The organism is Mycobacterium sp. NGS27 (assembly GCF_059813005.1).
In genome coordinates this window covers 1-23,705 of record NZ_JCALDT010000003.1, presented here as the reverse complement: position 1 = coordinate 23,705, position 23,705 = coordinate 1, and the positions used below count along the sequence as shown (strand labels likewise).

Below are 23,705 nucleotides of genomic sequence, written 5' to 3'. Positions count from 1 at the left end.
GACCGGTATCGGACCGGTGGTGGCCGTTTACGACATACCCTCGGGGGGTATATAGTGAGGGTGCGGTCGACCCGCACCGCACGAGTCACCACAACGAGAAAAGGGTGAGTTACATGGCAACTTACGAGGCCGGGACCGAATTGACCTGCGGCCACGAAGGCTGCGGCTGTCGCGTCCGCATCGAGGTCCCCTGCCACTGCTCGGGTTCGGGTGAGCCCTACCGCTGCACGTGCGGCGACGCGCTGACCCCCGTCAAGTAGTCCGTCGGGCCGGTCGTGCGTTCGGGTGTGTGCCCGTGTGATTCACCGCCCGAACGTACGGCCGGTCACCTCGACCGTGGCTTCCAGCCGCATCGCTATCGCCGACGCACCCACCGCCGCCGTATAGGCGCCCGGGCTAATCCGCCAGCTTTTGGCGCCGCCGTCGTAGCGGGCGAGCAGGCGCGGGTCCGCCTCGATACTCACCCGGTGGGTCGCCCCGGGCTCGAGCTCCACCCGCGCGAATCCCAGCAGCCGCAAGCACGGTTCACCGGCGGCGGCCGTCAGGTAGAGCTGGGCAACGTCCGTCCCGGCGCGGTCGCCGACGTTGACGACGGTGAAGCTGGCACGGATCGTTTCGCCGCCGCTGGCCACCAGGTCGTGGTAGTCAAACCTGGTGTAGGACAACCCATGACCGAAGGCGAACATCGGCTGGTGGCCTCGCGTGGCAAACCAGCGATAACCGACGTCGGCGCCCTCGAAGTATTCGATGGTGCTCGCCTTCCCCCACGGTTCGCCGGGGTCGGGCAACTGCGGGCGCGGCGTCTGGTCGAGGTCCACCGGAAAGGTGATCGGCAGCCGGCCCGAAGGATTCACCCGGCCGGTGAGGACCTCGGCGATGGCCTGGGCGCCGGCCTGGCCCGGAAACCACGCCTGCACAACGGCGTTCACCGTCTCGCGCCAGGGCATGCTCACCGGATTGCCGGTCTGCAGCACCACGACGGTGTCGGGGTTGGCCGCCGACACCGCGGTGATCAGTTCGTCTTGGCCCCACGGCAGCGACAGGTCGGCGATGTCGAAGCCTTCACCCTCCGCGCGGACCGCGAACACGATCGCGATGTCGGCCCTGTGCGCCGCGCGCACCGCCTCGGCGGGACTGATGCCCGGGTCGAATTCGATCTGCGCGTGTGGCAACTGTTTTCGTAGCTCTTCCAGCGGACTCGGTGGCAGCAGGTACAGATTGCGCATACCGGCCTCCAGGCCCGTGCCGCCGATGGGCACCACGGCCGCGTACCCACCTCGCGGCAGAACGGTGCTGGAACCGTATCCGGCCGGCACACCCAGGTGCGCATATCCCCCGATGACGGCGATACGCACACTCGACCCGGGCTCCAACGGCAACAGCCCCCGGTTCGTCAGGAGCACCGTTCCCTGCCGGGCGATGTTCAGCGCGATCTCGTTGTGCGCGGCCAGGTCCGGTGGCGGCGCCGGCTCGGCATTGTCGACACCGACGGCGAACATGGACCGCAGGATCCGGCGAACCATGTCCGACAATCGCTCCTTTGTCAGCCGCCCGTCGGCGTACGCGTCGCGCAGCGGCGCACCGAAGGACTCGGCCTGCCGCAACAGCGTGTCGATCTGGGCGCCACACTCCTGATCGAGGCCGGCCAGGGCGCACCGCCAGCTCGGCGTGGCACCCCAATCCGACATCACCCACCCCGGGTAGCCCCAGGCATCCTTCAGGACCTCGTTGATCAAGACGGAGTTCGCCGCGGCGTAATCACCGTTGATCTTGTTGTAGGCGGTCATCACGGCGCCGGGTTGCGCGCGCTCGATCGCCAATTCGAAGGCCAGCAAGTCGGATTCGCGGTGGGCATCGGGATGGATGACCGCGTCCAGGAAGTGCCGGTTGGTTTCGTTGCAGTTCAACGAGTAGTGCTTGACCGTCGAGATCACGCCTTGGCGCTGGATGCCGTCGATCGACTCGGCGGCCATCGTGGCGGTCAAAAGCGGGTCCTCGGAATGATATTCGAAGTTGCGGCCGTTGCGCGGGTCGCGGGCCAGGTTCATCGCACCGGCCAGTTGCACGTTGAACCCGCGGCTGCGCGCTTCGCGGCCGATCAGTTCACCCGCGGCCCGGGCCAGTGACGGATTGAAGCTGGCGGCCAGCGCCAGACCGGCGGGCAGCGCAGTGGCCGTGTCGCCCGGGCGGAAACCCGGGTTGGTGATGCCCAGGCCGGCGTCGCTCATCAGCAACGCCGACACACCCAGGCGCGGGATGCCCGGCACGTATCCCGCACTCATCGGCGTGTCCGCGGGGATCCGCTCGTCGCGGACCGGCCACATCTCGCCGGCCCCCAGCACCGACACCAGCAGCCCGAACCGCTCGTCGTCGGTCATCCGGGCCTCGACGTCGCGGGCCCGCGCGTCGGGATCGGCCTGGCTCACCGCACGCCCTCTTTGGCGTAGACCACGCGCAGCACGTGCCCCAGTTCCGGTCCCATCACCAGCTCCGTCAACTCGCAGATCGTCGCAACGAACTCGGGGCCGTGCGGCGGCTCGGCCTGGCACAAATGATGCGCCACTTCGTGCAGCATCACCAGCTCGCGCAGCGCCCAGTCGGCGGTGTCGCGATCGGGAACCGCGATAATGCCTGTGCCCTCACGGTTTTCGTAGTGCGCGGCGCTGGCGGCGCGCCGTTGCCGCACCCGCAGGGTCGACGCGGCCGGCCACCGTTGCCGCACCGCCGGAAGCGCCAGCACGTCATCCACATAGCGCTGCGCGGAGGCCACCGAACCGAATCGCGCCTCCGGCGGCAGCGTCAACTGCGTGCCGAAGAAGTCCACCACCGGTGAGCCGTGCTGGGCGGCACGGTCGAACAGCGTCCGGACGAACTCCTCGGCCGCATAGACCTTGGAGCGTTGAGAATCCCGCCGCGGGGAGTCCCCCGCGGTCACCCGCTCAACGCGCTCCGCGCCCCGGGAAGCTCGGGACTGTTGCCGAGCCGCGCTCGCTTGCCGGCCCGGTCCCCGGCGCGCCGCGCCGCCGACGAATACCCCGCCGATGCCCGGGCGGCCTGCCAGGTGCCGCGCGCCTTCGACGCGCCGCGGTAGTAGTCCACCAGCTCGACCTCCTTGTCCCGCAACGCAATAGCGGTGCCCGGCGCCCGGCTGCGATCTTTGGTGGCTTCCCGCCGGGCCTGGTCGCGGGCCTCGGTCAGCCGCTGGCCGACGCGCGCCCCGAACGCCAGCTGGAAGTTGAGCCGGGCGGTGATCGTCGGCGTGGGACGGTGCGCACCCGAGGCCAGGTAGGCGTCCGACGCGCGGACCATCTGTACGACCAGGCTGGCGTACAGGGCGTGGCTGGCGTCGATGTCCTCGACGAACCCGTAGGCATAAACGAACGTCGAATTCGACGCCACGTCGCATCGCACATCGTTGGCCGCGGCGATGAGCACGAACAGCTGTACATACGTGCGTAACCCCTTGGTGCCGGCGGCCCCGATGGTGATGGTGCGCTGCGTCGGTGCCTGCGCCGCCGACCGCTGGGCGGAATGGGAGCGCGCCACCGCGAGGTCGATGGAAGCGGCCGTCGCGAGCCGCTGCGCGGCGGACATGAACGCGTCGGCTTCGTGGGTGTTGTCGGTGCCCTCGGCCTGACGCAGCAGCGCGGCGATGCGCGCCAGCATCTTGTCGTCAGTCATGGCGCCAAAATACTGGAGCCCGCCGACACGCCCGTCTCACAGGCGCGCGGTGATCCAGGAGACCACGTCATCAAGCACCTGCTGGCGCTCGGGCTCGTTGAAAACCTCGTGGTAGAGCCCCGGATACACCTTCAACTCGACGTCGGTGGACCCCACGCACTCGACGAGGCGCCGGCTGCCCGCGACCGAAATCAGCCGGTCCTGCTCCCCGTGCACCACCAGCAATGGCGCCGTCAGGGCCGGCGCCCGCCGCGGCATGGTCTCGCCGACCAGCAACAACGCGCGGCCGATGCCGGCCGGCACCTTGCCGTGATACACCAGCGGGTCTTCTTTGTAGGCCGCCACCACCGCGGGGTCCCGGGAGATGGCGTCGACGTCGAGTTCCTGCGCCGGCAGCCCGGGCATGACGACCCCGAGCACCTTGGCGGCCAACCCCAGCAGCGGCGAGACCTGGTCCTGGGCCGCGACCGCGGGCCCTGAGAGCACCATCAGGTCGTAGTTGTCCGGGCGTTCGACGCCGTAAGCGAAGACGATTCCGCCGCCCATGCTGTGCCCCAGCACGACGCACTTGAGGCCATGGTGTTCCCGGGTGGCGATGCCGACCAGGGTGTCGAAGTCGGAGGTGTACTCATGGATGTCGCGCACCAGCACCCGCTTGCCGCCGGAGCGGCCGTGCCCGCGATGGTCCAGCGCGTAGGTGACCAGGCCGGCCTCGCCGAAGCGCTGTGCGACGTGGTCGTAGCGCCGGGCGTATTCGCCCAGACCGTGGGAGAGCACCACGACGGCTCGCGGGGCGGTGTCGGGCGTCCAGACGTCGTAGACGATGCGCACACCGCCGAAGCCGTCGAAACTGCGTTCGGTGCGGTTCACTCGGAGGTCCTCGTCATTACCGGCAGCGTAGTGGCTGTTGATTCGGGCCGGATGGCCCGACACTGCGTAGGCTCATGCGGATGAGCCTTCTCGCGCAAAACTCTGAAGGTGACCCGGTGACCGGCGAGGGTTTCTCGGAGCACGCCGAACCCTATCGACGCGAACTGCTGGCCCACTGCTACCGAATGACCGGGTCGCTACACGACGCCGAGGACCTGGTGCAAGAGACCCTGCTCCGGGCCTGGAAGGCCTACGACCGTTTCGAAGGCAAGTCCTCGATGCGGACGTGGTTACATCGCATCGCCACCAACACCTGCCTGACCGCGCTGGAGGGACGCCAGCGCAGGCCGCTGCCGGTGGGCCTGGGCGGTCCGAGCTCGGACCCGACAGCCGAGCTGGTGGAGCGGCGTGAGGTGCCGTGGCTGGAGCCGCTGCCGGAGTTGACCGAGCATCCGGCCGACCCTTCGGTCGTCGTCGGGTCGCGGGAGTCCGTGCGGTTGGCGTTTGTCGCTGCGCTGCAATACCTTCCGCCACGGCAGCGGGCGGTGCTGCTGCTGCGCGACGTGCTGCAGTGGCGCTCCGCGGAGGTCGCCGATGCGGTCGGGACCACCACCACCGCCGTGAACAGCCTGCTGCAGCGGGCCAGGTCTCAGCTCGAGGAGGTGGGGCCCAGCACCGAAGACCAACTGGTGCAACCGGATTCGGCCGAAGCGCAGGACCTGCTGGCACGCTACATCGCCGCGTTCGAAACCTACGACATCGACCGGCTGGTCGACCTGTTCACCGCCGAGGCGATCTGGGAGATGCCGCCGTACACCGGTTGGTATCAGGGGGCGGGGGCCATCGTCACCCTCATTCATCAGCAGTGCCCGGCCGAGGGCAGCGGGGACATGCGCATGCTGCCGCTGATCGCCAACGGCCAGCCCGCCGCGGCCATGTACATGCGCGACGGCGAGGCGCACATGCCCTTTCAGCTGCAGGTGCTGGATGTGCGGGGCGGCAAGGTGTCCCACGTGGTGGCCTTCCTCGACGACACGTTGTTCACGAAATTCGGCCTGCCCAGTTCGCTTCCCGCGGAACGGCATTGAGAAGGACGGCGCCATGACGCACACGACCCAGGTGACCCCCACCCCGGGCAAGCCGGCGCTGCTGCTGAGCGCCTTCGACCTGGCCGACGTCGGGTACTGCGTCGAGGAGTTCCTGGTCGCCGGCACGGCCCGCAGCTACAGCCCGGTGAGCGAGCTGGGTCCCGATGGCCGCTGGGACGTAACACCTTCGGGCTCGGCCGATTTCACCACCCGAATGGTGGTGTTGACGCCGTCCGATCCCGCCCGGTTCAACGGGACGGTGCTGGTCGAATGGCTCAACGTGAGCGGTGGCATCGACGCCGCCGCGGTGTGGATGATGGCGCACCGCGAGATGCTGCGCGCCGGTTACGCCTACGTCGCGGTCTCGGCTCAGCGGGTGGGAGTCGAAGGCGGCGAAAGCCTGCTCGGCACGGACATGTCGTTGAAAAGCCAAGACCCGCAACGGTATGCGACCCTGCACCATCCGGGCGACGCGTTCTCCTACGACATGTTCTCCCAGATCGGCGGGCTCATCAAGGACGGCGAACACGACGCCATCCTGCGCGGGTTGCCCGCCCGGCACGTCATCGCGCTGGGCGAATCCCAGTCCGCGATGTTTCTCACGACCTACGTCAACGCCGTCGACCCGCTGACCCACATCTACGACGGATTCCTGGTGCACTCCCGCTTCGGCCCGGCCGCCCCGCTGGACGGCAGCTCGATCTTCGACGAATCCTCTGCGACACAGCCGGTTATGTTCCGCCCGGAACTGCGTGTCCCGCTGCTGGCGGTGATCACCGAGACGGATGTCTTCGGCGGTCCGCGCGACGGCTACTACTTCGCCAGGCAGCCGGACGGTGAGCGGCTGCGGGTCTGGGAGATCGCCGGCGCCGCACACGCCGACAACTACACGATTCAGGTTGCGTTCATCGACAGCGGCTCGGCACCGCTCGAGACCATCGTGGCGGGCTACGCGCCGACCAACATGTTGATGGGCCAGCGGCTGGCACACAACATCAACTTCGGCCCGCAGCACCACTATGTGGTGCAAGCGGCGGTGGCTGCGCTGAATAACTGGGTCGTCTCCGGCGAACCCGCCCCGAGCGCGGACCCGCTCGAGGTACGCGAAGACGCCGGGCCGCAACCCGTTCCGGATGGCAACGGGCTCGCCCGCGGTGGCATCAGAACCCCATGGGTGGACGTGCCGATCGCCAGGACGTCGGGTCTGGGCGGCGACGAGAGCATCATGTCGTCGATCTTCGGCTCCGGAGAACTGTTCGACGCCAACACGATTCGGCGGCTCTATCCGGATGGCGGCGCGCAGTACCTGGAAGGCTTTACCCCAGCCCTCGACGCGGCGATCGCCGCCGGGTTCATTCTGCCGGCCGACCGCGCCGAAATCCTGCAGCTCGCCGCCGCGACCTTTCCCGACGGCCGGGCTTAGGGCTAGAACAGCCGGCTGTCCGGCGGCGGCCCAGGCACCGGACGCACCAGGCCGCTCCCGGTGATCAGCGGCAGGTCCAGCGCGGACAGCAGTCCCGGCGGGGCCGCACAAACCGCGGGGATGGCGTTGACCATTCGCGACGAGCCGGCGATCCGGGCCCCCAGGTCGTGGTCCGCCCCCTCGGCCATCTCGAATTCACAGCGCATGCTCGGCGAGCCCTCGATCTCCACGCGGTAGAGCCCCTGTCCCGACGCCGGCCCGTAGCCGAGGTCCTTCGGTGTGATGGAGACGCGTGGCTGCGGCCAATCCGGGGCGATGTCGTCACGCATGCGCGTCACGTGGTCGAGCACGAAAGTGGGCTTCCCGTCCACGTAACCGGTGAGCGTCGAACGCATCGCGGCGATGGTTCCGGCGGCGACGTGACCGGTGGGGGTGTCGAAGGACTCGGTGGCGGGGATGCGCTCGTTGCTCTCCTCGACGTTGTCGATCTTGACGCCCAGCCCGGCGGCCAACTGGTGCAGCACCGGACCCCAGCCGAAGGTGAAGATCCCCGGCTGAGCCGCGAAGGCCGGGTAGTCCGGCCGCTGGCCGAATCCGAGAATCTCGTAGACGGCGGAGCGGTCCGGATAGGTGGCGTAATTGAACATCTCGGTGACCCGCACCGACTCGATCACCCGGGAGACTCCGGTAAGGACCAGCGGCAGCACGTCATTGGCGAACCCGGAGTCGATACCGGTGGTGAAGAACGACACCCCTCCGTCGATCGCGGCCTGGCGCAGCGGGTCGGTGAAGGCGGCGTCGACGGCGTCGGGAAATACCAGCGGCACCACTGAACACGACACCACGTTCTTTCCGGCCCGCAGGATCGACACCATGTCCTCGACGGCCTCCAGCGGCCGCAAGTTCGCGGCGGCGGCGTACACCACGACATCGGCATCACCGGCCAGCAGGGCCGCCGGATCCTGGGTCGCCACCACGCCGACGGGCGCGATGCCACACAGCTCCCCCGCATCGCGACCAGCCTTCGCGTCGCTGTGCACGACGACGTCGACCAGTTGCAGCTCCGGATGGTCGATCACCCCGCGCAGGGCCACCACGCCCATCGAGCCCGGGCCCCAAACTCCCACCTTGAACACGGACACTCTCCTAATATTAGGACACATATGACTATATTTAGGCGGATCGTAAGGAGGTGACGGTGGATACGTCAATGGCCGGGACCCGCGGGGGATCGGGTGCCAAATCACCGCCGACCGCCCGGGTAATTAATGTCCTTGTCGCCCTGGCTGATTCGCAACCCGGCTTGACCTCGGCCGAGTTGGCGAAGAGCTGCGCGATCAGCACGTCGACCTGCGCCCTGGTGCTGGCCGAACTGGAAGGGCGGGGCTGGGTGGCGCGCCGCGACGATCGCCGCTACGTATTGGGCAGCGGACTGTTCGGACTTGTTCACGGCCTGCGCCAGCAGTTTCCGCTGCTGGACCGCGGGCGCGACGCGCTGCGCTTCCTGCACCACACGCTCGGCGGGGGCTGCTCGATGTCGAGGATCGGCACCCGGCATCTGACCACCGTCGATGCGGTCGGCCATGCCACCGACGGCGAGCATGCCGTGGGGCAGCGCTTCCCCATCGACCCGCCGTTCGGGCTGGTCGCCATGGCCTGGCGCGATGATGACTTCGTCGAGGCGTGGTTGCATCGCGTGACGCCCAGGCTGACCCGCACCGAGATCGCCGAGCACCGACGGGTACTCGCCGATATCCGCGCCCGCGGCTACGGCGCGTGGCGGTTCGATGACACTCACCGATCGCTGCACACCCGGCTTGCCGATGTGCTGGCCTCGTTGGAGCCGACGGCCCAGGTCACCCGCCAGCTCACCACGCTGATGACGATGGTGACCCTGCGGTCGATCACCGATGTACTCGAGACCGACTTGGCCACAACGGAATTCGTTGTCCTGCCGATATTCGCCCAGGACGGGCAGCCGGAGTATCAGATCGAGATCCACCTGGGCCACTCGGCAGGGCTGACCTTGCCGGAACTCGACGCGGCGCTTCGGCACGCCCAGGGGATGCTCACCGCGGCGGTGGCGTGACGCCACAGACATTAGGCTGAGGCGATGTCCGCGACCACGGAGATCAGGGCTGCGGAAACCCGGGCCGTCACCAGAACCGCGTGGCTGACATCGCGGCACTCTTTCTCCTTCGGTGACCACTATGACCCGCAGAACACCCATTTCGGGCTGCTGCTGGTGAACAACGACGACATCGTCGCCCCGGGAACGGGATTCGACACCCACCCGCACCGCGATATGGAGATCGTGACCTGGGTGCTGCGGGGCGAACTGTCGCACCGCGACTCCGCGGGCAACCAAGGCGTGGTCTATCCCGGCCTGGCGCAACGCATGTCGGCCGGCAGCGGAATCCTGCACTCCGAACGCAACGACTCCCCCACTGAGCCGGTTCATTTCGTGCAGATGTGGGTGGCCCCCGATGAGGCCGGCGTCGAACCGAGCTATCAACAGCGAGAGATCGACCAGAAGCTGTTGGCGGGCAATCTTGTGACGATCGCCTCAGGCATGTTCGCGCATGACGCCGCGATCACCCTGCACAACCGCAACGCCGCGCTGCACGTGACGCGGTTGGCGGCCGGTGTGGCGTTGGGCCTTCCGCAGGCGCCCTACCTGCACCTTTTCGCGGCCCGGGGCCGGGTCGACGTGGAGGGAATCGGCGCGGTGAACGAGGGCGATGCCGTGCGATTCACCGACGCCGACGGCCGGCGCGTGATCGCGAGCGAGCCGTCGGAACTGCTGATCTGGGAGATGCACGCGAAGCTGGGTGACTGAGGCCATAGAGGGCCGGCTCCGCAGCCCATAGAGTGGGCTCGACAGACAGGAGTCGGCATGCCTCAATCGCACCCGCAGCACGCGGCGCCCAACCCCAACCGGAACATCAAGGCGATCCGCACCGTGCGGTTCTGGGCGGCACCCCTGGTGATCACCGTCGCGTTGATGTCGGCGCTGTGCGCGCTCTATCTCGGCGGCATCTTGAACCCGACAACCAACCTGCGTCATTTCCCCATCGCGGTGGTGAACGAGGACGCCGGCCCCGGCGGCGCACAGATCGTCGACCGCCTGCTCAATGGGTTGGACAAGAACAAGTTCGACGTTCGCGTGCTCACCCGAGGCGAGGCCAAGCACCAAATGGACACCGGACGGGTGTACGGCCAGGTGCTGATACCGCCGAGCTTCTCGTCGAAGTTGCGAGACTTCGCGACCAGCGCGGTAGTGCCCGCCCGCGCCGATCGGCCGTCGATCACGGTCTCCACCAATCCGAGGGCCGGCACGCTCGGCGCGAGCATCGCCGGTCAGACCCTCAACACGGCGATGGGAATGGCCAACGGCATAGCAGGGCAACGGGTTATGGCGGAGGTGGCCGCGCAGACCGGCGGCGCGCCGCTGGCCGGGGCGGCCCAGGTGGGTCTGAGCGCCCCCATCGACATCCAGTCGAACGTGTACAACCCACTGCCGAACGGCACCGGTAACGGCCTGTCGGCCTTCTACTACGCCCTCTTGCTGCTGCTGGCCGGATTCACCGGCAGCATCGTGGTCAGCACGCTGGTGGACGCGCTACTCGGTTACGTGCCGGCGGAATTCGGGCCGGTGTACCGGTTCGCCGAGCAGGTCAGGATTTCCCGATTCCAGACCCTGCTGCTGAAGTGGGCCATGATGGTGCTGCTGGGGCTGCTCACCTCGGCGGTGTATCTGGCGATCGCCGACGGGCTCGGCATGCCCATCGACCACAGCTGGCAACTCTGGGCGTTCGGGGTCTTCGCGATCGCCGCGGTGGGCATCACATCCAGTTCCCTGCTCTCGGTGCTGGGCACCGCCGGAATGCTGGTCAGCATGCTCATCTTCGTGATCCTCGGTCTGCCGTCCGCCGGTGCCACGGTGCCGCTGGAGGCCACGCCGTCCTTCTTCCGCTGGCTGGCCGAATTCGAACCGATGCACCAGGTCTTCCTCGGGGCCCGCTCGCTGCTCTACTTCGGCGGCCATGGCGATGCCGGTCTGACCCAGGCCCTGACCATGACGACGATCGGCCTTGTCATCGGCCTGCTGCTCGGCGGCGTCGTCACGCACCTCTACGACCGCAAGGGCTTTCACCGGATTCCGGGCGCGGTCGAACTGGCGATCGCCCAGGAGCACCAGGCGCAGCACCAGGCCCGCCGCGGTAAGCACGCGGGGGCGCCCGCCGCCGCGCCTGCCGGATCCGAGCCGGCGCCTGCCGAATCCGGGTCGGCCGAATCCGGCGCCACCCAACCCGCCGCCGCCGGGCCCGAAAGTTCAAGCGAGCAAGCGTAATTCGCGCGTAGCCCGACCGTCACCCCAACGTTATCTTTGTTGACAGTGTGACTCCTGAGGCTGATGATGTCTTTGTTGCATTCGGCTTCAGGCGGAAAGGGCTAACGTGCTGACCCGACGCGCCAGCTTCCGCCGGCTCGCGGCGTGCTGCGCGTCCGTCGTCGCCTGCTGCACCCTGGCCATCACCTCGGGACAACCCCTGGCCCGGGCCGCAGACGGCCGCGACCTGCTGGCCAACGCCATCGACAGCACCCGTGGTTCCTACCTGGTCTACAACTTCGGCCCCGGCCATCCCGCGCCGATGCTCAACGCCGGGGGCAGCTGGTACGAGATGGACAACGGCGGCCATCTGATGATCATCAAGAACGCGGCGGGTCGCCTGTCGCCGCACCTGCTGGTCGACACGCACCGGGGCGATCAGGCCAGGTGCGAGAACAACCCCGGGGCCCGCACCGGCGAGGGCCTCTGGCAGGCGTCGGAGCTCTACGCGCCGCTGCAGGCCTGGCAGCGCATGGGCCAGCCGACCATCGCGATCAACGCCAACTTCTTCGACGTCCGAGGGCAAAAGGGCGGATCCTGGCGGCAGACCGGCTGCAGTTCTCCGCTCGGCGCCTTCGTCGACAACACCCAGGGGCAGGGTCGCGCCAACCAGGCGGTCACCGGCACCGTCGCCTACCCCGGCAAGCAGGGCCTGTCCGGTGGCGGCGAAAACTGGAGCGCGCTGTCAACCATGATCCTGCCGTCCGGTGGTGCGCCGTATGTGGTGTGGCCCAAGACAAAGAGCGACTATGACGCCGCCACTCCGGTGGTCGCCGACCTGCTGAACAAGAACGAGCGATTCGTCGCGGTCTCGGGAATCGGGCTGTTGGCGCCCGGCAACACCGGACAGCTGCACGACGGCGGGCCCAGCGCGGCGCGAACGGCCATTGCCTATGCCCGGCAGAAGGACGAGATGTACATCTTCGAGGGCGGCAACTACACCCCGGACAACATGCAGGACCTGTTCCGCGGACTCGGCAGCGATAACGCCGTCCTGCTCGACGGCGGCGGCTCGTCGGCGATCGTGCTGCGCCGCGACACCGGGGGCATGTGGGCCGGGGCCGGATCACCGCGCGGATCGTGCGACACCCGGCAGGTGCTCTGCGACTCACACGAGCGGGCGCTGCCCAGCTGGCTGGCGTTCAACTAGCAACGGCCGCAGCAGGTTTCGTCGCAGCCGGCCCCAACCGGAAGATCAGCAGACTCGCTGCTATCACCGCGGCGGTGACCACGAACACCGGGGCGATCACGTATCTCGACATCGTCGCGCCGAAGAACGCGCCGGCGCACATGGTCGCGACGACTCCGATGCGCAGCCTGTGGCGTTCGCCGGTGCCGCCGGCCAGGCGACTGTCCAGCCCGAGGCTGACGATCGTCGACGTCAGGACCGTGGTGGACAGCTCCTGAATGCCGAACTGGCGCGCGCTCGAGTGTTGCAGGCCGAACGTCACCGCGAGGATGCCGATCATGATCAGCTTCGACTTCCCTTGGTAGCGCAGCACTCCCGCGCCGGCCAGGATCGCCAGCGCCACCAGCAGCACGATCTCGGTTGCCAGTACCGTGCTGATCCACGCTCGCGTGCGGACGCCGAAGTGGCGTGCGAGCCGGCCGCTGACGACCGTGGTGCAGATGAAGGTCGGCAGGGCCACCACGACGGCCGTCAGGTCGATGGTGCTTCTCGGAGCCAGCCAGAACCCGAGGAAGATCACGTTGCCGGTCATATTGGCGACGAACACGTGACCGAGCGCCAGGATGCTGATCGAGTCGGCCAGGCCGGTCGCGAAGGTCAACAGCAGCAACGCGGCCACCGTCCATCGTTGCGATACCGGAGACGTGACAGCCATGCGGTGCAGTATATTTCGGCTCCGCCGGCAGCCGCCGCTAAACTTTCGGTGTCAGATCCAGCGACGTGATCGTCGTCATCCTGGTCACCAGCCAACGGTTGTCGGACCGCTTCAAGAACAGCCGGTAGGACAGGTACTTCAGCGACGGGACGTTCTTGGTCAGCGGGCTGGTGGAGGTCGTGTTGGTGTAGACGATGACTGCAGCGTTGGGGCCGTCGAGCGTTTCGACCGCCGCACCGGTGACCTCGGTGCTGTTGGTGATCTTGGCCTGCTTGTTAGGGGCCACGATCGCGTCGACGAATTTGCGGTACTGCGCTTCGAAATCGCCGCTGAGGTAGCGGGATGCGCGGTCGGCCAGCGTGTCCATGTTTTCCGGCGTATACGTCCACAGCGTGGTGATCGCGTTGGCCGCGGTCCGCGCGACGTTGAGTTTCGTTGCCGCGGTGGCCCGGTCGGTCAGGTACGGCTGCATCATCGCGCCGGCGAAGGCGGCGGACCCGACGAACAGCAGAGCGGCGATCGTGGCGACGGCGGCCCAGGCCCTACCGGTCCGCCGCTTCTTGCGCGGGCCATCGCCCGGCTCCGTGTCGGCGGCCTGCTCGGCATCCTGGCCGGTGGCCTCCCCTTCGCCGGTTGCCTCGTCGCTGGCCTCGCCGTCAGCGCCGTCCGGCTCGGCCGCCGTGGCGTCGGATTCCGGTGCCGCGTCGGCAGTTTCGTCGCTCGGGAGCGTGCCGTCGCGCTCTGCCGCCGTGGTCGCGCCGCCTTCGGCGGCGGTGTTCTGCTCGGCGGTCACATCACCTGCTGCAGGTTGCTGATCTTCCACTGGTTCCCTTCCTGCGTCGCGGTTGCCGCCCAACGATTGGCGTTCTGTACCACCTGTTTTTCATCCGGAGACTTGGTGGTGATCGCCGTGGCCACCATGACATTGACGCTGCCGTCGTCGTTCCATCGCTCCAGGCCCGCGTCCAGGACGGTGCCCGTGGCCGGTTCGGCCCGGGCGACCTGGAGGAGAATCTCGTTGGCGTTCTTCTGGTATTGCTTGGCGAAGTCGCCGGTCGCCTGCGCCAAGATCCGATTCACGTAGTCGTTGGCGTGGAACGGATCGATGGAGGTGAACTGCGTCATGAAGCCGCTCACGTAGTTCAGCACCTCGCGGTCCTTCGACGCGGTCCGCTCCCGGGACGCGTGCGAGGCGAGCATCAGCGCGCAGGCGGTGATCGCCGCCACCATCAGCACCGCGGCGACGGTGCTGGCCAACGGCACCAGCCAGGGTCGCGGCGCCTCGGCCTCGACCGGCCGCGCGACGAGCAGGGGTCGCTCGTCGGGGGCGAACCTGCGGCGCGGGCTCATTTACCGGCCCCGGGCTGTTTCGGCTTGGTCAGCACGTTGAGATCGTCGACGCGCCAATCGTTTCCGCCTCCCTTGGCGAAATTCACCCGCACCGTGGCGCTGATGTAGCGCTGCTCGGGCCCGGTCCCGCGGCGGCCCTGCATGAACAGCAGCATCTTCGCCCGGTCCGGGCTGGCCGATTCGATCGAGCTGTTGGTGACCCAATACTCGTTGATGACCGGGTGCCCCTTCTGGACCAGATCCTGCTGGGCCGCGAGCTGGGGCCGATATTTGTCGGTCGCCAGCGACAGTGCCCGGGTGAAGTCGTCGTGCAACGTCTTGGGGTCATACGTCAGCATCTGGGCGACCATCTTGGGTCCCAGCGTCGCGATCTGGGCGCGGGTCTGATCGGTCGCGCGGTCCGCGGAGTACGACACGAAGAAGCTCATGGCGACCCCGGCCAGGCAGAGGATCAGCGCACTCGACACGGCGGCCGCGCTCCAGCGCCGGATGTGAGGTGGCGCCGTCTCCGCTTCCAGGCGGCGCACTTCCGTGCGCACCAACATGTCGGCGAAGGTACGGCGGCGCGAATCCCACAGGGGCCAAAGCCATCCCAAGATCGACACGGTATCGAGCAGGTGGGCTAGCTCCCGGAGCAGCAGCGTCCACGGGCCCGGAGTGGCGCCGGTGCGCCGCGTTACGGTGATGCCCACCAGTGCGCGGCCCAGGCTCCAGCCGGTGATCACCGGCAGCAACAGCCGGTTGACCAGAAGCAGCAGGGTCACTATGCCAAGGACGCAGATGGCCAGCCACCACCACACGCCGCCCGCCGGCACGGTGAACGACACCAACGCCAGGGTCGTCACCACGGCGACGCCGGGCAGCACGTCGACGGCGACGGCGATGGCGCGAGATCGCCAGGGCGCCAAGGTCTCCCGCGGTGACTGTGGGATTGCCGTGGGCGCAGTGGGTTCGGCCACCACCGTCACTTCGTCACCTGGTCGAGCTTGGAAATCTTGTACTGCCCCTCGGCGAAGGCCATTTTCACGCGCAGCCGGTAGCCGGCTTCGTTCTGGTTCTGGTCGCTGGCCACCTTGACGCGCATCGCGACGAGGATGTCGATCGAGCCGTCGGGGTTGTTGCGTTCGACGGCCGCCCGCACGTCCGACACCTGAACGTGGACGTTGGCGGCCTGATACGCCTGCACGAGCATGCTGGTGTACAGCAACGCCTGCGAGCGGAACGCGTCCGTGCCGCAGTCGATGATCTTCTGCTCGCTCGCGGTCATCGCGTTGGTGTCCGGCGCCTGGGTCGCCGACACGCATTCCACCGCGGCCTTCAGCGCCGCGTCGTCGTTGCGGGCGGTCCGTTGGCTTTGCTGGTGGTAGTGCAGAGCGAGGTAGCCACCCGCCCCGATGGCGCCGGCGCAGAGCACCAGCACCGCGGCGATGGCGGCCAGCCACCCGCGACCCACCCGGGACGGACGCCGGGGCGCGGCCACGGCGGGCTCGCCGGATTCAGCGGCGTTGTCGGCAGCGCCGTCGGACTCGGACTCCTCGGCGTCGACGTCGGCGTCACCGTCGGTGGATTCCACGGGATCCCCCGGGGCGTCCTGCGGATCGGTGTGCGCGGTCTCGGGTGCCGTCGAATCCTCGTCCTTGTCCTGCGTGGTCAACGAATCGTCCGTGTCGATGGGGTTCAGCCGGCTGGTGCCAGCATCTCCTTCCATCCATCGTCTCCTGTTCTGGTCGAGTTCTCGACGGAGTATTTCACCCCGTCTGGCCCTACCAGTTCACCGCTTTGGGGACTGTAGATCGCCGAGGGAGGCCCACTGGGTTTGTAGACACAGGGGTTGGGCTGCTGGCCATTGCACTGCACGGTACCCGACCCCGGCCGGGACAGCGGATCGCTGGTGGGCGGGGGTGTGCCGGGAACCCGGTCCGAGGGTGCCGGGTTCAGCCCGTTGTTCACCGACGGCGCGGGAATCACTATGCCTGGCTTGACCGGCTGGTCACACCGCGCCGACGGCGCGGGGCAGGTCAGAATCTGGTTGGGGTCGCCGTACCACGGGTTGGTACCCGCGGGCACGTACGGCTTGGGGTCACGGCATTCCCGCGGAGTCGCGGCGCGTTTACCCGGAACGTCCGTACACGGGATGTTGCGCGATCCGCGCACGCCGTTGGCCGGGGTCTCCATCGGGATCTTGCAGTACGTACCCGTGGGCAATGGCTGAACGCTGGTGTCGGCCGGTGACCGCCACTCCGACGCCGGAATGAAGCCGGTCAAACATGGCGGCGGCTGGTTGATCGACAACGCCAGGTCCAGCGCGGCCATGTTCGGGAACGGCGCCGCCACCGTCTGGGCGATCGATGCGCCCTGCGGGAGGAACACCAGGACCTGCTCGACGCCGGTGTGGTAGCGCTTGAGCAGCTCGATGACGACTTCGAGGTTGGCCAGTGTCTGGGGCAGCGAGTCACGCACGTCGTTGAAGACCGAGTTGACCTGGTCGGCCGTCGGCGCCGCCTGGCGCAGCACGCTTTTCAGGTGTTGATCTTCCTGCGCGGTCTGGGCACCCAGCCGGTTGAGGTTGCGCGCCCAACGTTCGATGGCATCGCCCGATTTGACCTGGCTGTCGAGCACCGGGCCGGAGTTCTGGATGATGTCGTTGACGTCGGTCATCTGGTTTTTGAAGTCACCGACGATCGCCTGCGTGGCATCGACCAACCGCTGCAGGTTGGGGCCCAACCCGCCGACGGCTTGCGCCGTCTCGTCGAGCAGCTGACCGATCTTCTCCTTCGGCAGCACCGCCAGCCCGCGGTTCGCGGTATCCAGGGCCGGCCCGATTTCGGCGGGCACGGTGCCCTTCGTGATGGTCTGGCCCTCCGCCAGGTACTTGCCGGTATTCCCGGACGAGGTCAGGTCCAGGTACTGCTCACCGACGGCCGAGACCGAGTGCACGTTGGCGGTCGCGTCGATCGGGATCTTGTAGTGGCTGTCGATGCTCATCGTCGCCTGCACGCCGTGCTCGGTCGGCTCGACGTCGGTGACCTTGCCGATGGTGATGCCCCGATAGGTGACGTTGGCCGTGGGATACAGCCCTCCCGATGCCGGTAGGTCGGCCTTGAGCGTGTACCGGCCGATGCCCATCAGGCTCGGGATCTGCAGGTAGTAGATACCGAGGACGAGCAGCGAGATGACGGTCAGGACCCCGAAGGCGATCAGCTGGCGTCGGATGAAGGGAGTCAGCAATTCCGGTCCCCCCTTTCCACCAGCGGTCCACCCGGTGCGTCATTCGGGTTCGGCGTGTAGCGCACGTCGGGAATCATCGTCTCCGGGTCGCGCCCGAAGGACTGCTCGAGCGCCCGCAGGGCTCCGGACAATCCCGTCCCGGTGAGGAACGCGTTGTCGACCGCGCTGTAGGTCAGGTCGAGCGTCAGCGAGATGTTGATGTAGTCACCGCGGAACATCTTGGGCACCGTGTCGATGTCGAACGGCTGGGTGAGGATCAACTTCAGCGCACCGATCAGATAAGGCGAGGCCTTGCCGAGCTCCTTGAGGGGGCATTGCAGCGCCTGCAGGTCAGTGTGCAGCGGCCCGCGCGTTTCCGACAGGTACTGGTCGGCGGCCTGGCTGAGCCGTCCCACCGAGTCGGTGGCGTTGATCAGCAGGTTCTTCGTGTCGGCGAAATGCTTGATCAGCGGCGGAATGTCGGTGAGCACTCGATCCAAGACATCGGCGCGGCCGCCCACGTAGGTCAGCAGCCGGTTGGTCGAGTCGATGGCGTGCGTGATGTCGTCGCGCTGCGCGTTGAGCTGGCTGGTGAAGGTGTCCAGCTTGCCCAGCAGTGCCCGGATCTGTTCGCCGCGCCCGTTGAAGATGTTGTAGATCTCGTTCTGCAGCACCTCCAGGTTGGGGATGCCGCCGCCGCGCAGGATGAGCGACAGGCTGGCCAGCGTCTGCTCGGTCGTGGGATACGAGGTCGAGTTCTTCAGCGGAATGGTGTCGCCGTTCTTGAGCAGTTCGGGCGACGGATTCGGCGGCGCGGCGAGCTCGACATGCTGCGAACCCAGCAGTGAGGTCTGGCCGATCCGGGCGGTGGCGTTCTTGGGCAGCTTGACCTTTTTGTCCACGCCCAGGGTCAGGGTGGCGATCCAGTTCTTCAGATTGATCGCCTTGATCGAGCCGACGAACACGTCCGCGACCATCACCTTGCTGTTGCCGTTGATCGCCAGGGTGTCCGGCACCTGCACGTAGATGGTCATGGAGCCCGAGCCGCTGCCGGGGCCGCCCGGGATGGCGACGTTCGAAATGCCTTTCCAGCCACACGAACTCAGCACCATCGCCGCGACCAGCAGGATCAACGTCTGCCACGCCCGGTGCCGGACCAACCTCATCGCGCTCGTCGCGCCCCTCACTGGCCACCTCCAAAGTCAGCGGGTGACGCGGGGCCACCCGCGTTCGGTGCGGGCGCGGACACCGGCGCCGGTGTCGGGGCGACCGGTCCCGGGATCACGCCCGGCCCCGGCGGTGGCGGCGGAATGGGAACCTGCGGCGGAACCTGGCCGATGACCGGCGCTATCGGGTTCTCGTCGTAGGCGTTCGGCGGCCCCGGCGGGGTCTGCAGAGTCGACTGGACCGGCTCGATGTTCGGTCCGCCCATCAGCTCATTGAGCGACTCCGGGGTCATCAGGCCCGCGGTGATCGGCCCGACCTGCTGGCCCTGCATACCCGGGGCGACGATCCAGCCCGGCTGGGTGTTGCGGTGCGACGTCGGGGTGTCGGGCACCCAGATGCCCGGGACGGTGGTGTCCTTGTATCCGTTCGGCGGATGCAGCCGATCCTCCGAATAGGCGACTTCCTTGGGCAGCGTCTCGGCCGTGCTGAACAGGTTCAACCCGAACGGCGGGTAGTTGAACTTGATCGCATCCAGAATCGGCGCGAGGTACTGCGCGCACAGTTCGGCCGACTCCTGATATCCCAGCCGGCTACCGGCCTGGATCGCGCTGCAGATGAACTGCATCGGGTTCGCGAAGTTGGTGATCGACGGGATGGCGACCACCGAACCGTGCGACGGGTGATAGATCTGGTTGATGTTCGCCGCGGCGGTCGGCAGGACGTGCAGCGCGGTCTCCAGCCCGTTCAGCGGATCGGGCTGCAGCAGCGTGTTCGTGACGGTTTCGAGGTTGTTGATGTCGTGAGTCAGCACCTCGCGGTTCTGGTTCAGCCACGGGCGGATGGTGCTGAGCAGGCCGTCGAACTGCTGGATGGCGTTGGCCAGGTCGTTGTCGGAGTGCGCGAGGTGCGTGGTGAAATCGGCCAGGTTCTGGTTCAGCGCGACGAACTGCTGGTCGTCGTTGTGCAGGGCGTTGACGAACAGGGCCAGGCTGCGCACCACCGCGAAGAAGTCGCCGCGACCCTCGTTCAACGCGGTCAGCGCCTGCGACAGGTTGCTCAGCGTGTCGTTGAACTGCTTGCCCTTGCCGGCCAGCCCATTGGCGAACGACTCGATGACCTCACCGAACGGGCCCTTCGGCTGCTCGGGTGTGGGGCCCAGCTTGGAGATGATGTTGGTGATGCTGTTGCGCAGCTGATCCCACTCCACCGGCACCTGGGTGCGCTCTTCGGGGATCACCGCGTTGTCGGCGAGCACCGGGCCGCCCTTGTAGGCGGGTTCGAGCTGGATGGCCCGCGACGCCACCAGGGTGGGGTTGAGGATCACCGCCGAGGCGTTGGCCGGGACCCGGTACTGGTTCTCGTAGTGGAAGGTGACCTTCATCTTGTTGCCGACCGGCTCGATCTTGTCGATCGCGCCCACCCGCAGCCCCATGATCTGGACCTTGTCGCCCGGGTACAGCGCGTTCGCCGCCGGGAAGTAGGCCACCACGGTGTTGGTGGTCACCTTCTGATACAAGCGCCAACCGACGTAGCCGACGACGATCGCCAGGATCACCACCAGCGAGGCGATGATCACCGATGCCCGCGTCAGCTTCGGCAGCCGCAGGTTGCGGACGTCAAAGATGGTGCTCAATTCTGGCTACCTCCCCCCGCTGCGCCACTGCCTCCAGATCCCCCGGGATTGATGAACGGCGCGGGCAGCTGGTTGCCCGGCCCGGGCGGCGCCGGCGGTCCCGGCGGCAACCCCGGCGCGAACGTCGACGGCGGCGGCGTCGGCCCGGCCGGCGCGAGGTTCTCGGTGCGCGCGCCCGGGGGTGCCTGCGCCGGCAACGGCACCGGAGTCCCCGGGACGTCGGGTGGCGGATCGCCCGGCCGGCCCGCGATGTTGATGCCCGGCGTGGGCGGCAGACCGTTCGGGTTCGGCGGCGACGTCATCACGTCGACCGGCGCCGGGAAGCCCGGCCCGCCGAACGGACCCGACGCCGCACCAGCACACGGCAACGGATTCCACGGCCGCGGCAGACCCTCGTCCCCGACCGTGACGTTGCCGCCCGGATTGGCCGGCGTGTACGAGCAGGGCGATCCCGGGGGTACGGCCGGACCCGGGTGGTCGGGCGTGCCCTCGAGCACCGGGGGCGCGGGTGGCGGCGCGCCGTTGGGGAACCGGGTGCCGTTCGGGTCGGGGAACCGGAACTCCGGCAATCCGGCACTGCGCCAGAAGTTCTCCGGATCGATCCCGCGCTTCTTGAAGGCGGCGTCGACCCAGGGCTGCGAAATCTGGTACAGGGCCAGGTTGTGCAGCACCACCTTGAAGAACGGGCCCGAGGCGATGGCCTCGTTCAGGGACGGCAGGAACTTGCCGACCTCGGTGAAACCGTTGGCCAGGTCGTCCTTGCGCTGCACCAGGATGTCGCTGACCGTGCGCAGCTGCTCCAGCACGTGATTCAGGTTCGGGTTGTCGTTGATGAAGCCCTTGACCTGTTCGGAGAACGCCGCGATGTTGCCCAGCAGGGCGTCGATCGCCTGACCGCGTTCGTTGAAGGCGGCCAGCAGCGTCTTGGTGTTGACCAGCAACCGGTCGATCTGATCGCTGCGATCACCGAGGATGCTGGCCACCTTGTTGGCCTGCGCGAGCAGGTGCTTGACCTCTTCGTCGCGCTTGCCGACGGTGGCCGAGAACTTCTCCACCCCTTTCAGGGCGGGGCTCAGGTGCGGATAGGTCTGGTCGATGGTCTGCGAGAGCACGTGCAAGGACTGCTTGACCGTGTCGATGTCCCAGCCCTGGGCGGCCTTGGTGACGTCGAAGAACGCGTCGTAGATCTGATACGGCGTGGTGCTCTGGCCGATCGGCAGCGTCCCGCCCGGCTTCAGCGTTTGGTTGCCGCGCGGCTCGAGTTCGAGGACCTTCTTACCCAAAATGGTGTCGGTCTTTACCGCGATCCGGCTCTCGGTGCCGAATTGTGCTGTGCCGGCGTTGAATTGGACCGCGATGTGATCACCGTCGATCTTGAGGCCCTCTACCTTGCCGACGTCCACCCCGGCGATGCGCACCTTGTCGCCTTTGCTCAGGCCGCCGGTGTCGCTGAACTGCCCGTAGTAGTGCGGTTTGGCCATCAACACCGGGACGCTGGTGAAGCTTTGGCCCACGCCGATCACCAGCACCGTCACGACGATGCCCATCAGGCCGATGCGAACCCGGTTGGGTGGTTCCAGTGTTCTCATTGCGGCGTGCACCTACCCGTCGGCTGCTGGAACAACCGGACCGTGCGGACCGGACCGCCGGCCTGCAGGCCGTTGATCTTCAGAGTGATGTCGCAGGCGTAGAAGTTCACGAAGTCCCCATAGGACCCGATTGCGCGCCCGATCATGTTCAACGCCGTCGGCACCTTCTTCAGGTAGTCCTGCAGTTGGTCCTGCTGATCGATCAGCGGTTGCTGCACCGCGTCGAGGTAGTTGAGCGTCTTGTGCAGCAGCCCGCGGTCCTCGGCCAACAGGTCGGCAACCGTGCCGGTGGCGTTGCTGATGTGCGCGGTCCCCCCGGCCAGCTGGTCACCGTGGTCCTTCAGACCGGTGATCAACACCTCCAGGTTGTTGATGGTCTGGTCGAACTGCTGCCGGTGCCGAACCGTCGTGTCCAGCACCGTGTTCAAGTTCTTGATGACCTCGCCGATGGCCTGGTCGCGTTCACCGAGCTGGTTGGTCAGCTGCGCGGTCTGATCGAGGATGTCGTTGATGGTGCCGCCCTGACCCTGAAAAACCGTGACGAGCGCGGTCGCAATGGTGTTGACCTTTTGCGGGTCGAGCGCCCGGAACAACGGCTTGAACCCACCGATCAGGGCGTCGAGGTCGAGCGCCGGCTGGGTGCGGGCGAGCGGGATGAAGCCGCCCGGCGGCAGAACCTTGTCGGCCCCTTCGCCCTGGCCGCGCTTGAGCTCCAGGTAGCGGTTACCGATCAGGTCGAGGTAGCGGATCTGGGCGCTCGTCGACTGGTACAGCGGTATCGAGCGATCGACGTTGAACTTCACCCGCGCCCGCTTGCCGCCGTCGACCAGCTCGACCGTGTCGACCTTGCCGACCTCGACGCCGGAGGCGCGGACGAATTGGCCCGCGCGCAGGCCGCTGACGTTGCTGAACTCCGCCGAGTATTTGCTGGTGCGGTCGAAGCGCATCTGACCGAACACGACGATGATCATCACAGTGAAGACCAACAGCACCACCGAGAAGATGCTGAGCTTGACAATGGTTCCGGTGATTTTCATGGGTTGATCGTGTTATCCCCTACCTGGCGGCCCCAGACGTACTCGATCGCATACGGCGATCCGGTGTCGAGGTGGTTGTACGGCGCGAGGCTGTTGCCGGTGTCCATCACCAGCTCCGGAGCGGGCCACAGGTCGTGGGTGAGGGGTTGCCAGCACCCCGGCGCCCCGCCCGGGCCGCCGCGCGCGTTCACCCGGGGCAGGTTCTCCGGGTAGACGTAGGGGTTGGGCGCACCACCGATCAGGCCGACCGCGCCGCCGAGCCCGAGCGTGAGCGCGGAGACGGCGACCAGCGACAGGGGGTTCGCGACCAGCCCCAATCCGGACAGCGCCTGGGTGTGGGCGACCAGCGAATAGCCATTGCCGCCCAGGAAGGACGCGGCCTTGGGCTCGATGTCGTGGTAGTTGCGCACGGTGCAGAACAGC

22 protein-coding genes and 1 pseudogene are annotated in these 23,705 nt (G+C 67.5%); 7 read left to right on the top strand and 16 right to left on the bottom strand.

Annotated features, from left to right (window positions below; translation table 11 throughout):
- Positions 1-113 precede the first annotated feature (113 nt).
- Positions 114-260 (top strand): copper-binding metallothionein MymT, encoded by a 147-nt coding sequence (gene mymT / locus AC5Y30_RS08665; protein WP_067124138.1) that lies wholly within the window; start codon positions 114-116, stop codon positions 258-260.
- Between the two features lie 42 nt (positions 261-302).
- Here the strand turns inward: mymT and AC5Y30_RS08660 are convergent, their stop codons facing one another.
- From AC5Y30_RS08660 to AC5Y30_RS08645, 4 genes are read right to left on the bottom strand one after another with little or no spacing between them, the layout of a single operon-like run.
- Positions 303-2,378 carry a beta-glucosidase gene (locus AC5Y30_RS08660; RefSeq protein WP_499918223.1) on the bottom strand — a complete coding sequence of 692 codons (2,076 nt, stop codon included), beginning with the start codon at positions 2,376-2,378 and terminating at the stop codon, positions 303-305.
- Between the two features lie 44 nt (positions 2,379-2,422).
- Positions 2,423-2,935 carry a TIGR04338 family metallohydrolase gene (locus AC5Y30_RS08655; RefSeq protein ID WP_499917711.1) on the bottom strand — a complete coding sequence of 171 codons (513 nt, stop codon included), beginning with the start codon at positions 2,933-2,935 and terminating at the stop codon, positions 2,423-2,425.
- On the bottom strand, positions 2,932-3,681 hold the full coding sequence (locus AC5Y30_RS08650; RefSeq protein WP_499917710.1) for a DUF2786 domain-containing protein: 750 nt from the start codon (positions 3,679-3,681) through the stop codon (positions 2,932-2,934). The genes AC5Y30_RS08655 and AC5Y30_RS08650 overlap by 4 nt, the downstream gene beginning before the upstream one ends.
- Positions 3,682-3,717: 36 nt before the next feature.
- Entirely contained in the window at positions 3,718-4,512 is a 795-nt protein-coding gene (locus AC5Y30_RS08645) for an alpha/beta hydrolase (RefSeq protein ID WP_499918222.1), read from the bottom strand.
- Here AC5Y30_RS08645 and AC5Y30_RS08640 point away from each other — a divergent pair.
- Together AC5Y30_RS08640 and AC5Y30_RS08635 are read left to right on the top strand one after the other, a co-directional pair.
- Positions 4,505-5,639, top strand: a pseudogene (locus AC5Y30_RS08640) (sigma-70 family RNA polymerase sigma factor). The gene AC5Y30_RS08645 and the pseudogene AC5Y30_RS08640 sit on opposite strands and share 8 nt — an antisense overlap.
- A gap of 13 nt (positions 5,640-5,652) precedes the next feature.
- Entirely contained in the window at positions 5,653-7,062 is a 1,410-nt protein-coding gene (locus AC5Y30_RS08635; protein ID WP_499917709.1) for an alpha/beta hydrolase domain-containing protein, read from the top strand.
- Positions 7,063-7,064: 2 nt separating this feature from the next.
- Here the strand turns inward: AC5Y30_RS08635 and AC5Y30_RS08630 are convergent, their stop codons facing one another.
- Positions 7,065-8,198 carry an NAD(P)H-dependent amine dehydrogenase family protein gene (locus AC5Y30_RS08630; protein WP_499918220.1) on the bottom strand — a complete coding sequence of 378 codons (1,134 nt, stop codon included), beginning with the start codon at positions 8,196-8,198 and terminating at the stop codon, positions 7,065-7,067.
- Between the two features lie 74 nt (positions 8,199-8,272).
- Here AC5Y30_RS08630 and AC5Y30_RS08625 point away from each other — a divergent pair, with 74 nt between their 5' ends.
- The 4 genes from AC5Y30_RS08625 (at position 8,273) to AC5Y30_RS08610 (ending at position 12,605) form a co-directional block, all read left to right on the top strand.
- Positions 8,273-9,151 carry a MarR family transcriptional regulator gene (locus AC5Y30_RS08625; protein ID WP_499918219.1) on the top strand — a complete coding sequence of 293 codons (879 nt, stop codon included), beginning with the start codon at positions 8,273-8,275 and terminating at the stop codon, positions 9,149-9,151.
- A 24-nt stretch (positions 9,152-9,175) separates the two neighbouring features.
- Entirely contained in the window at positions 9,176-9,901 is a 726-nt protein-coding gene (locus AC5Y30_RS08620) for a pirin family protein (RefSeq protein ID WP_499917708.1), read from the top strand.
- A gap of 57 nt (positions 9,902-9,958) precedes the next feature.
- Positions 9,959-11,416, top strand: a complete 1,458-nt coding sequence (locus tag AC5Y30_RS08615) for a YhgE/Pip domain-containing protein (RefSeq protein WP_499917707.1) — start codon at positions 9,959-9,961, stop codon at positions 11,414-11,416.
- Positions 11,417-11,495: 79 nt separating this feature from the next.
- On the top strand, positions 11,496-12,605 hold the full coding sequence (locus AC5Y30_RS08610) for a phosphodiester glycosidase family protein (RefSeq protein ID WP_499918218.1): 1,110 nt from the start codon (positions 11,496-11,498) through the stop codon (positions 12,603-12,605).
- On the opposite strand, the gene AC5Y30_RS08605 is transcribed toward AC5Y30_RS08610, so the two are convergent.
- The 11 genes from AC5Y30_RS08605 to AC5Y30_RS08555 all read right to left on the bottom strand — a co-directional run.
- Positions 12,598-13,263, bottom strand: coding sequence for a YoaK family protein (locus tag AC5Y30_RS08605; RefSeq protein WP_499918217.1), 666 nt, complete (start codon positions 13,261-13,263; stop codon positions 12,598-12,600). The genes AC5Y30_RS08610 and AC5Y30_RS08605 overlap by 8 nt on opposite strands.
- Before the next feature lie 73 nt (positions 13,264-13,336).
- Positions 13,337-14,122 carry a mammalian cell entry protein gene (locus tag AC5Y30_RS08600; RefSeq protein WP_499917706.1) on the bottom strand — a complete coding sequence of 262 codons (786 nt, stop codon included), beginning with the start codon at positions 14,120-14,122 and terminating at the stop codon, positions 13,337-13,339.
- Positions 14,089-14,649 carry an Rv1363c family protein gene (locus AC5Y30_RS08595; RefSeq protein WP_499917705.1) on the bottom strand — a complete coding sequence of 187 codons (561 nt, stop codon included), beginning with the start codon at positions 14,647-14,649 and terminating at the stop codon, positions 14,089-14,091. The genes AC5Y30_RS08600 and AC5Y30_RS08595 overlap by 34 nt, the downstream gene beginning before the upstream one ends.
- The gene (locus tag AC5Y30_RS08590; protein WP_499917704.1) at positions 14,646-15,617 is read right to left on the bottom strand and encodes an RDD family protein; all 972 of its coding nucleotides are present in this window, start codon (positions 15,615-15,617) and stop codon (positions 14,646-14,648) included. Before AC5Y30_RS08590 ends, AC5Y30_RS08595 begins: the two co-directional genes overlap by 4 nt.
- Positions 15,614-16,357, bottom strand: a complete 744-nt coding sequence (locus AC5Y30_RS08585; protein ID WP_499917703.1) for an Rv1363c family protein — start codon at positions 16,355-16,357, stop codon at positions 15,614-15,616. Before AC5Y30_RS08585 ends, AC5Y30_RS08590 begins: the two co-directional genes overlap by 4 nt.
- Positions 16,327-17,877: a virulence factor Mce family protein gene (locus tag AC5Y30_RS08580; protein ID WP_499917702.1), complete on the bottom strand. Its 1,551-nt coding sequence runs from the start codon at positions 17,875-17,877 to the stop codon at positions 16,327-16,329. The genes AC5Y30_RS08585 and AC5Y30_RS08580 overlap by 31 nt, the downstream gene beginning before the upstream one ends.
- Complete coding sequence (locus tag AC5Y30_RS08575; RefSeq protein WP_499917701.1) at positions 17,871-19,022, bottom strand: virulence factor Mce family protein; 1,152 nt, start codon at positions 19,020-19,022, stop codon at positions 17,871-17,873. Before AC5Y30_RS08575 ends, AC5Y30_RS08580 begins: the two co-directional genes overlap by 7 nt.
- 17 nt (positions 19,023-19,039) lie before the next feature.
- The gene (locus AC5Y30_RS08570; protein ID WP_499917700.1) at positions 19,040-20,656 is read right to left on the bottom strand and encodes a virulence factor Mce family protein; all 1,617 of its coding nucleotides are present in this window, start codon (positions 20,654-20,656) and stop codon (positions 19,040-19,042) included.
- Complete coding sequence (locus tag AC5Y30_RS08565) at positions 20,653-22,245, bottom strand: virulence factor Mce family protein (RefSeq protein ID WP_499917699.1); 1,593 nt, start codon at positions 22,243-22,245, stop codon at positions 20,653-20,655. Before AC5Y30_RS08565 ends, AC5Y30_RS08570 begins: the two co-directional genes overlap by 4 nt.
- Entirely contained in the window at positions 22,242-23,282 is a 1,041-nt protein-coding gene (locus AC5Y30_RS08560; protein WP_499917698.1) for a virulence factor Mce family protein, read from the bottom strand. The genes AC5Y30_RS08565 and AC5Y30_RS08560 overlap by 4 nt, the downstream gene beginning before the upstream one ends.
- Positions 23,279-23,705: MCE family protein (locus tag AC5Y30_RS08555; protein WP_499917697.1), on the bottom strand; the 427-nt coding region annotated here is incomplete at its 5' end. The genes AC5Y30_RS08560 and AC5Y30_RS08555, both read right to left, overlap by 4 nt.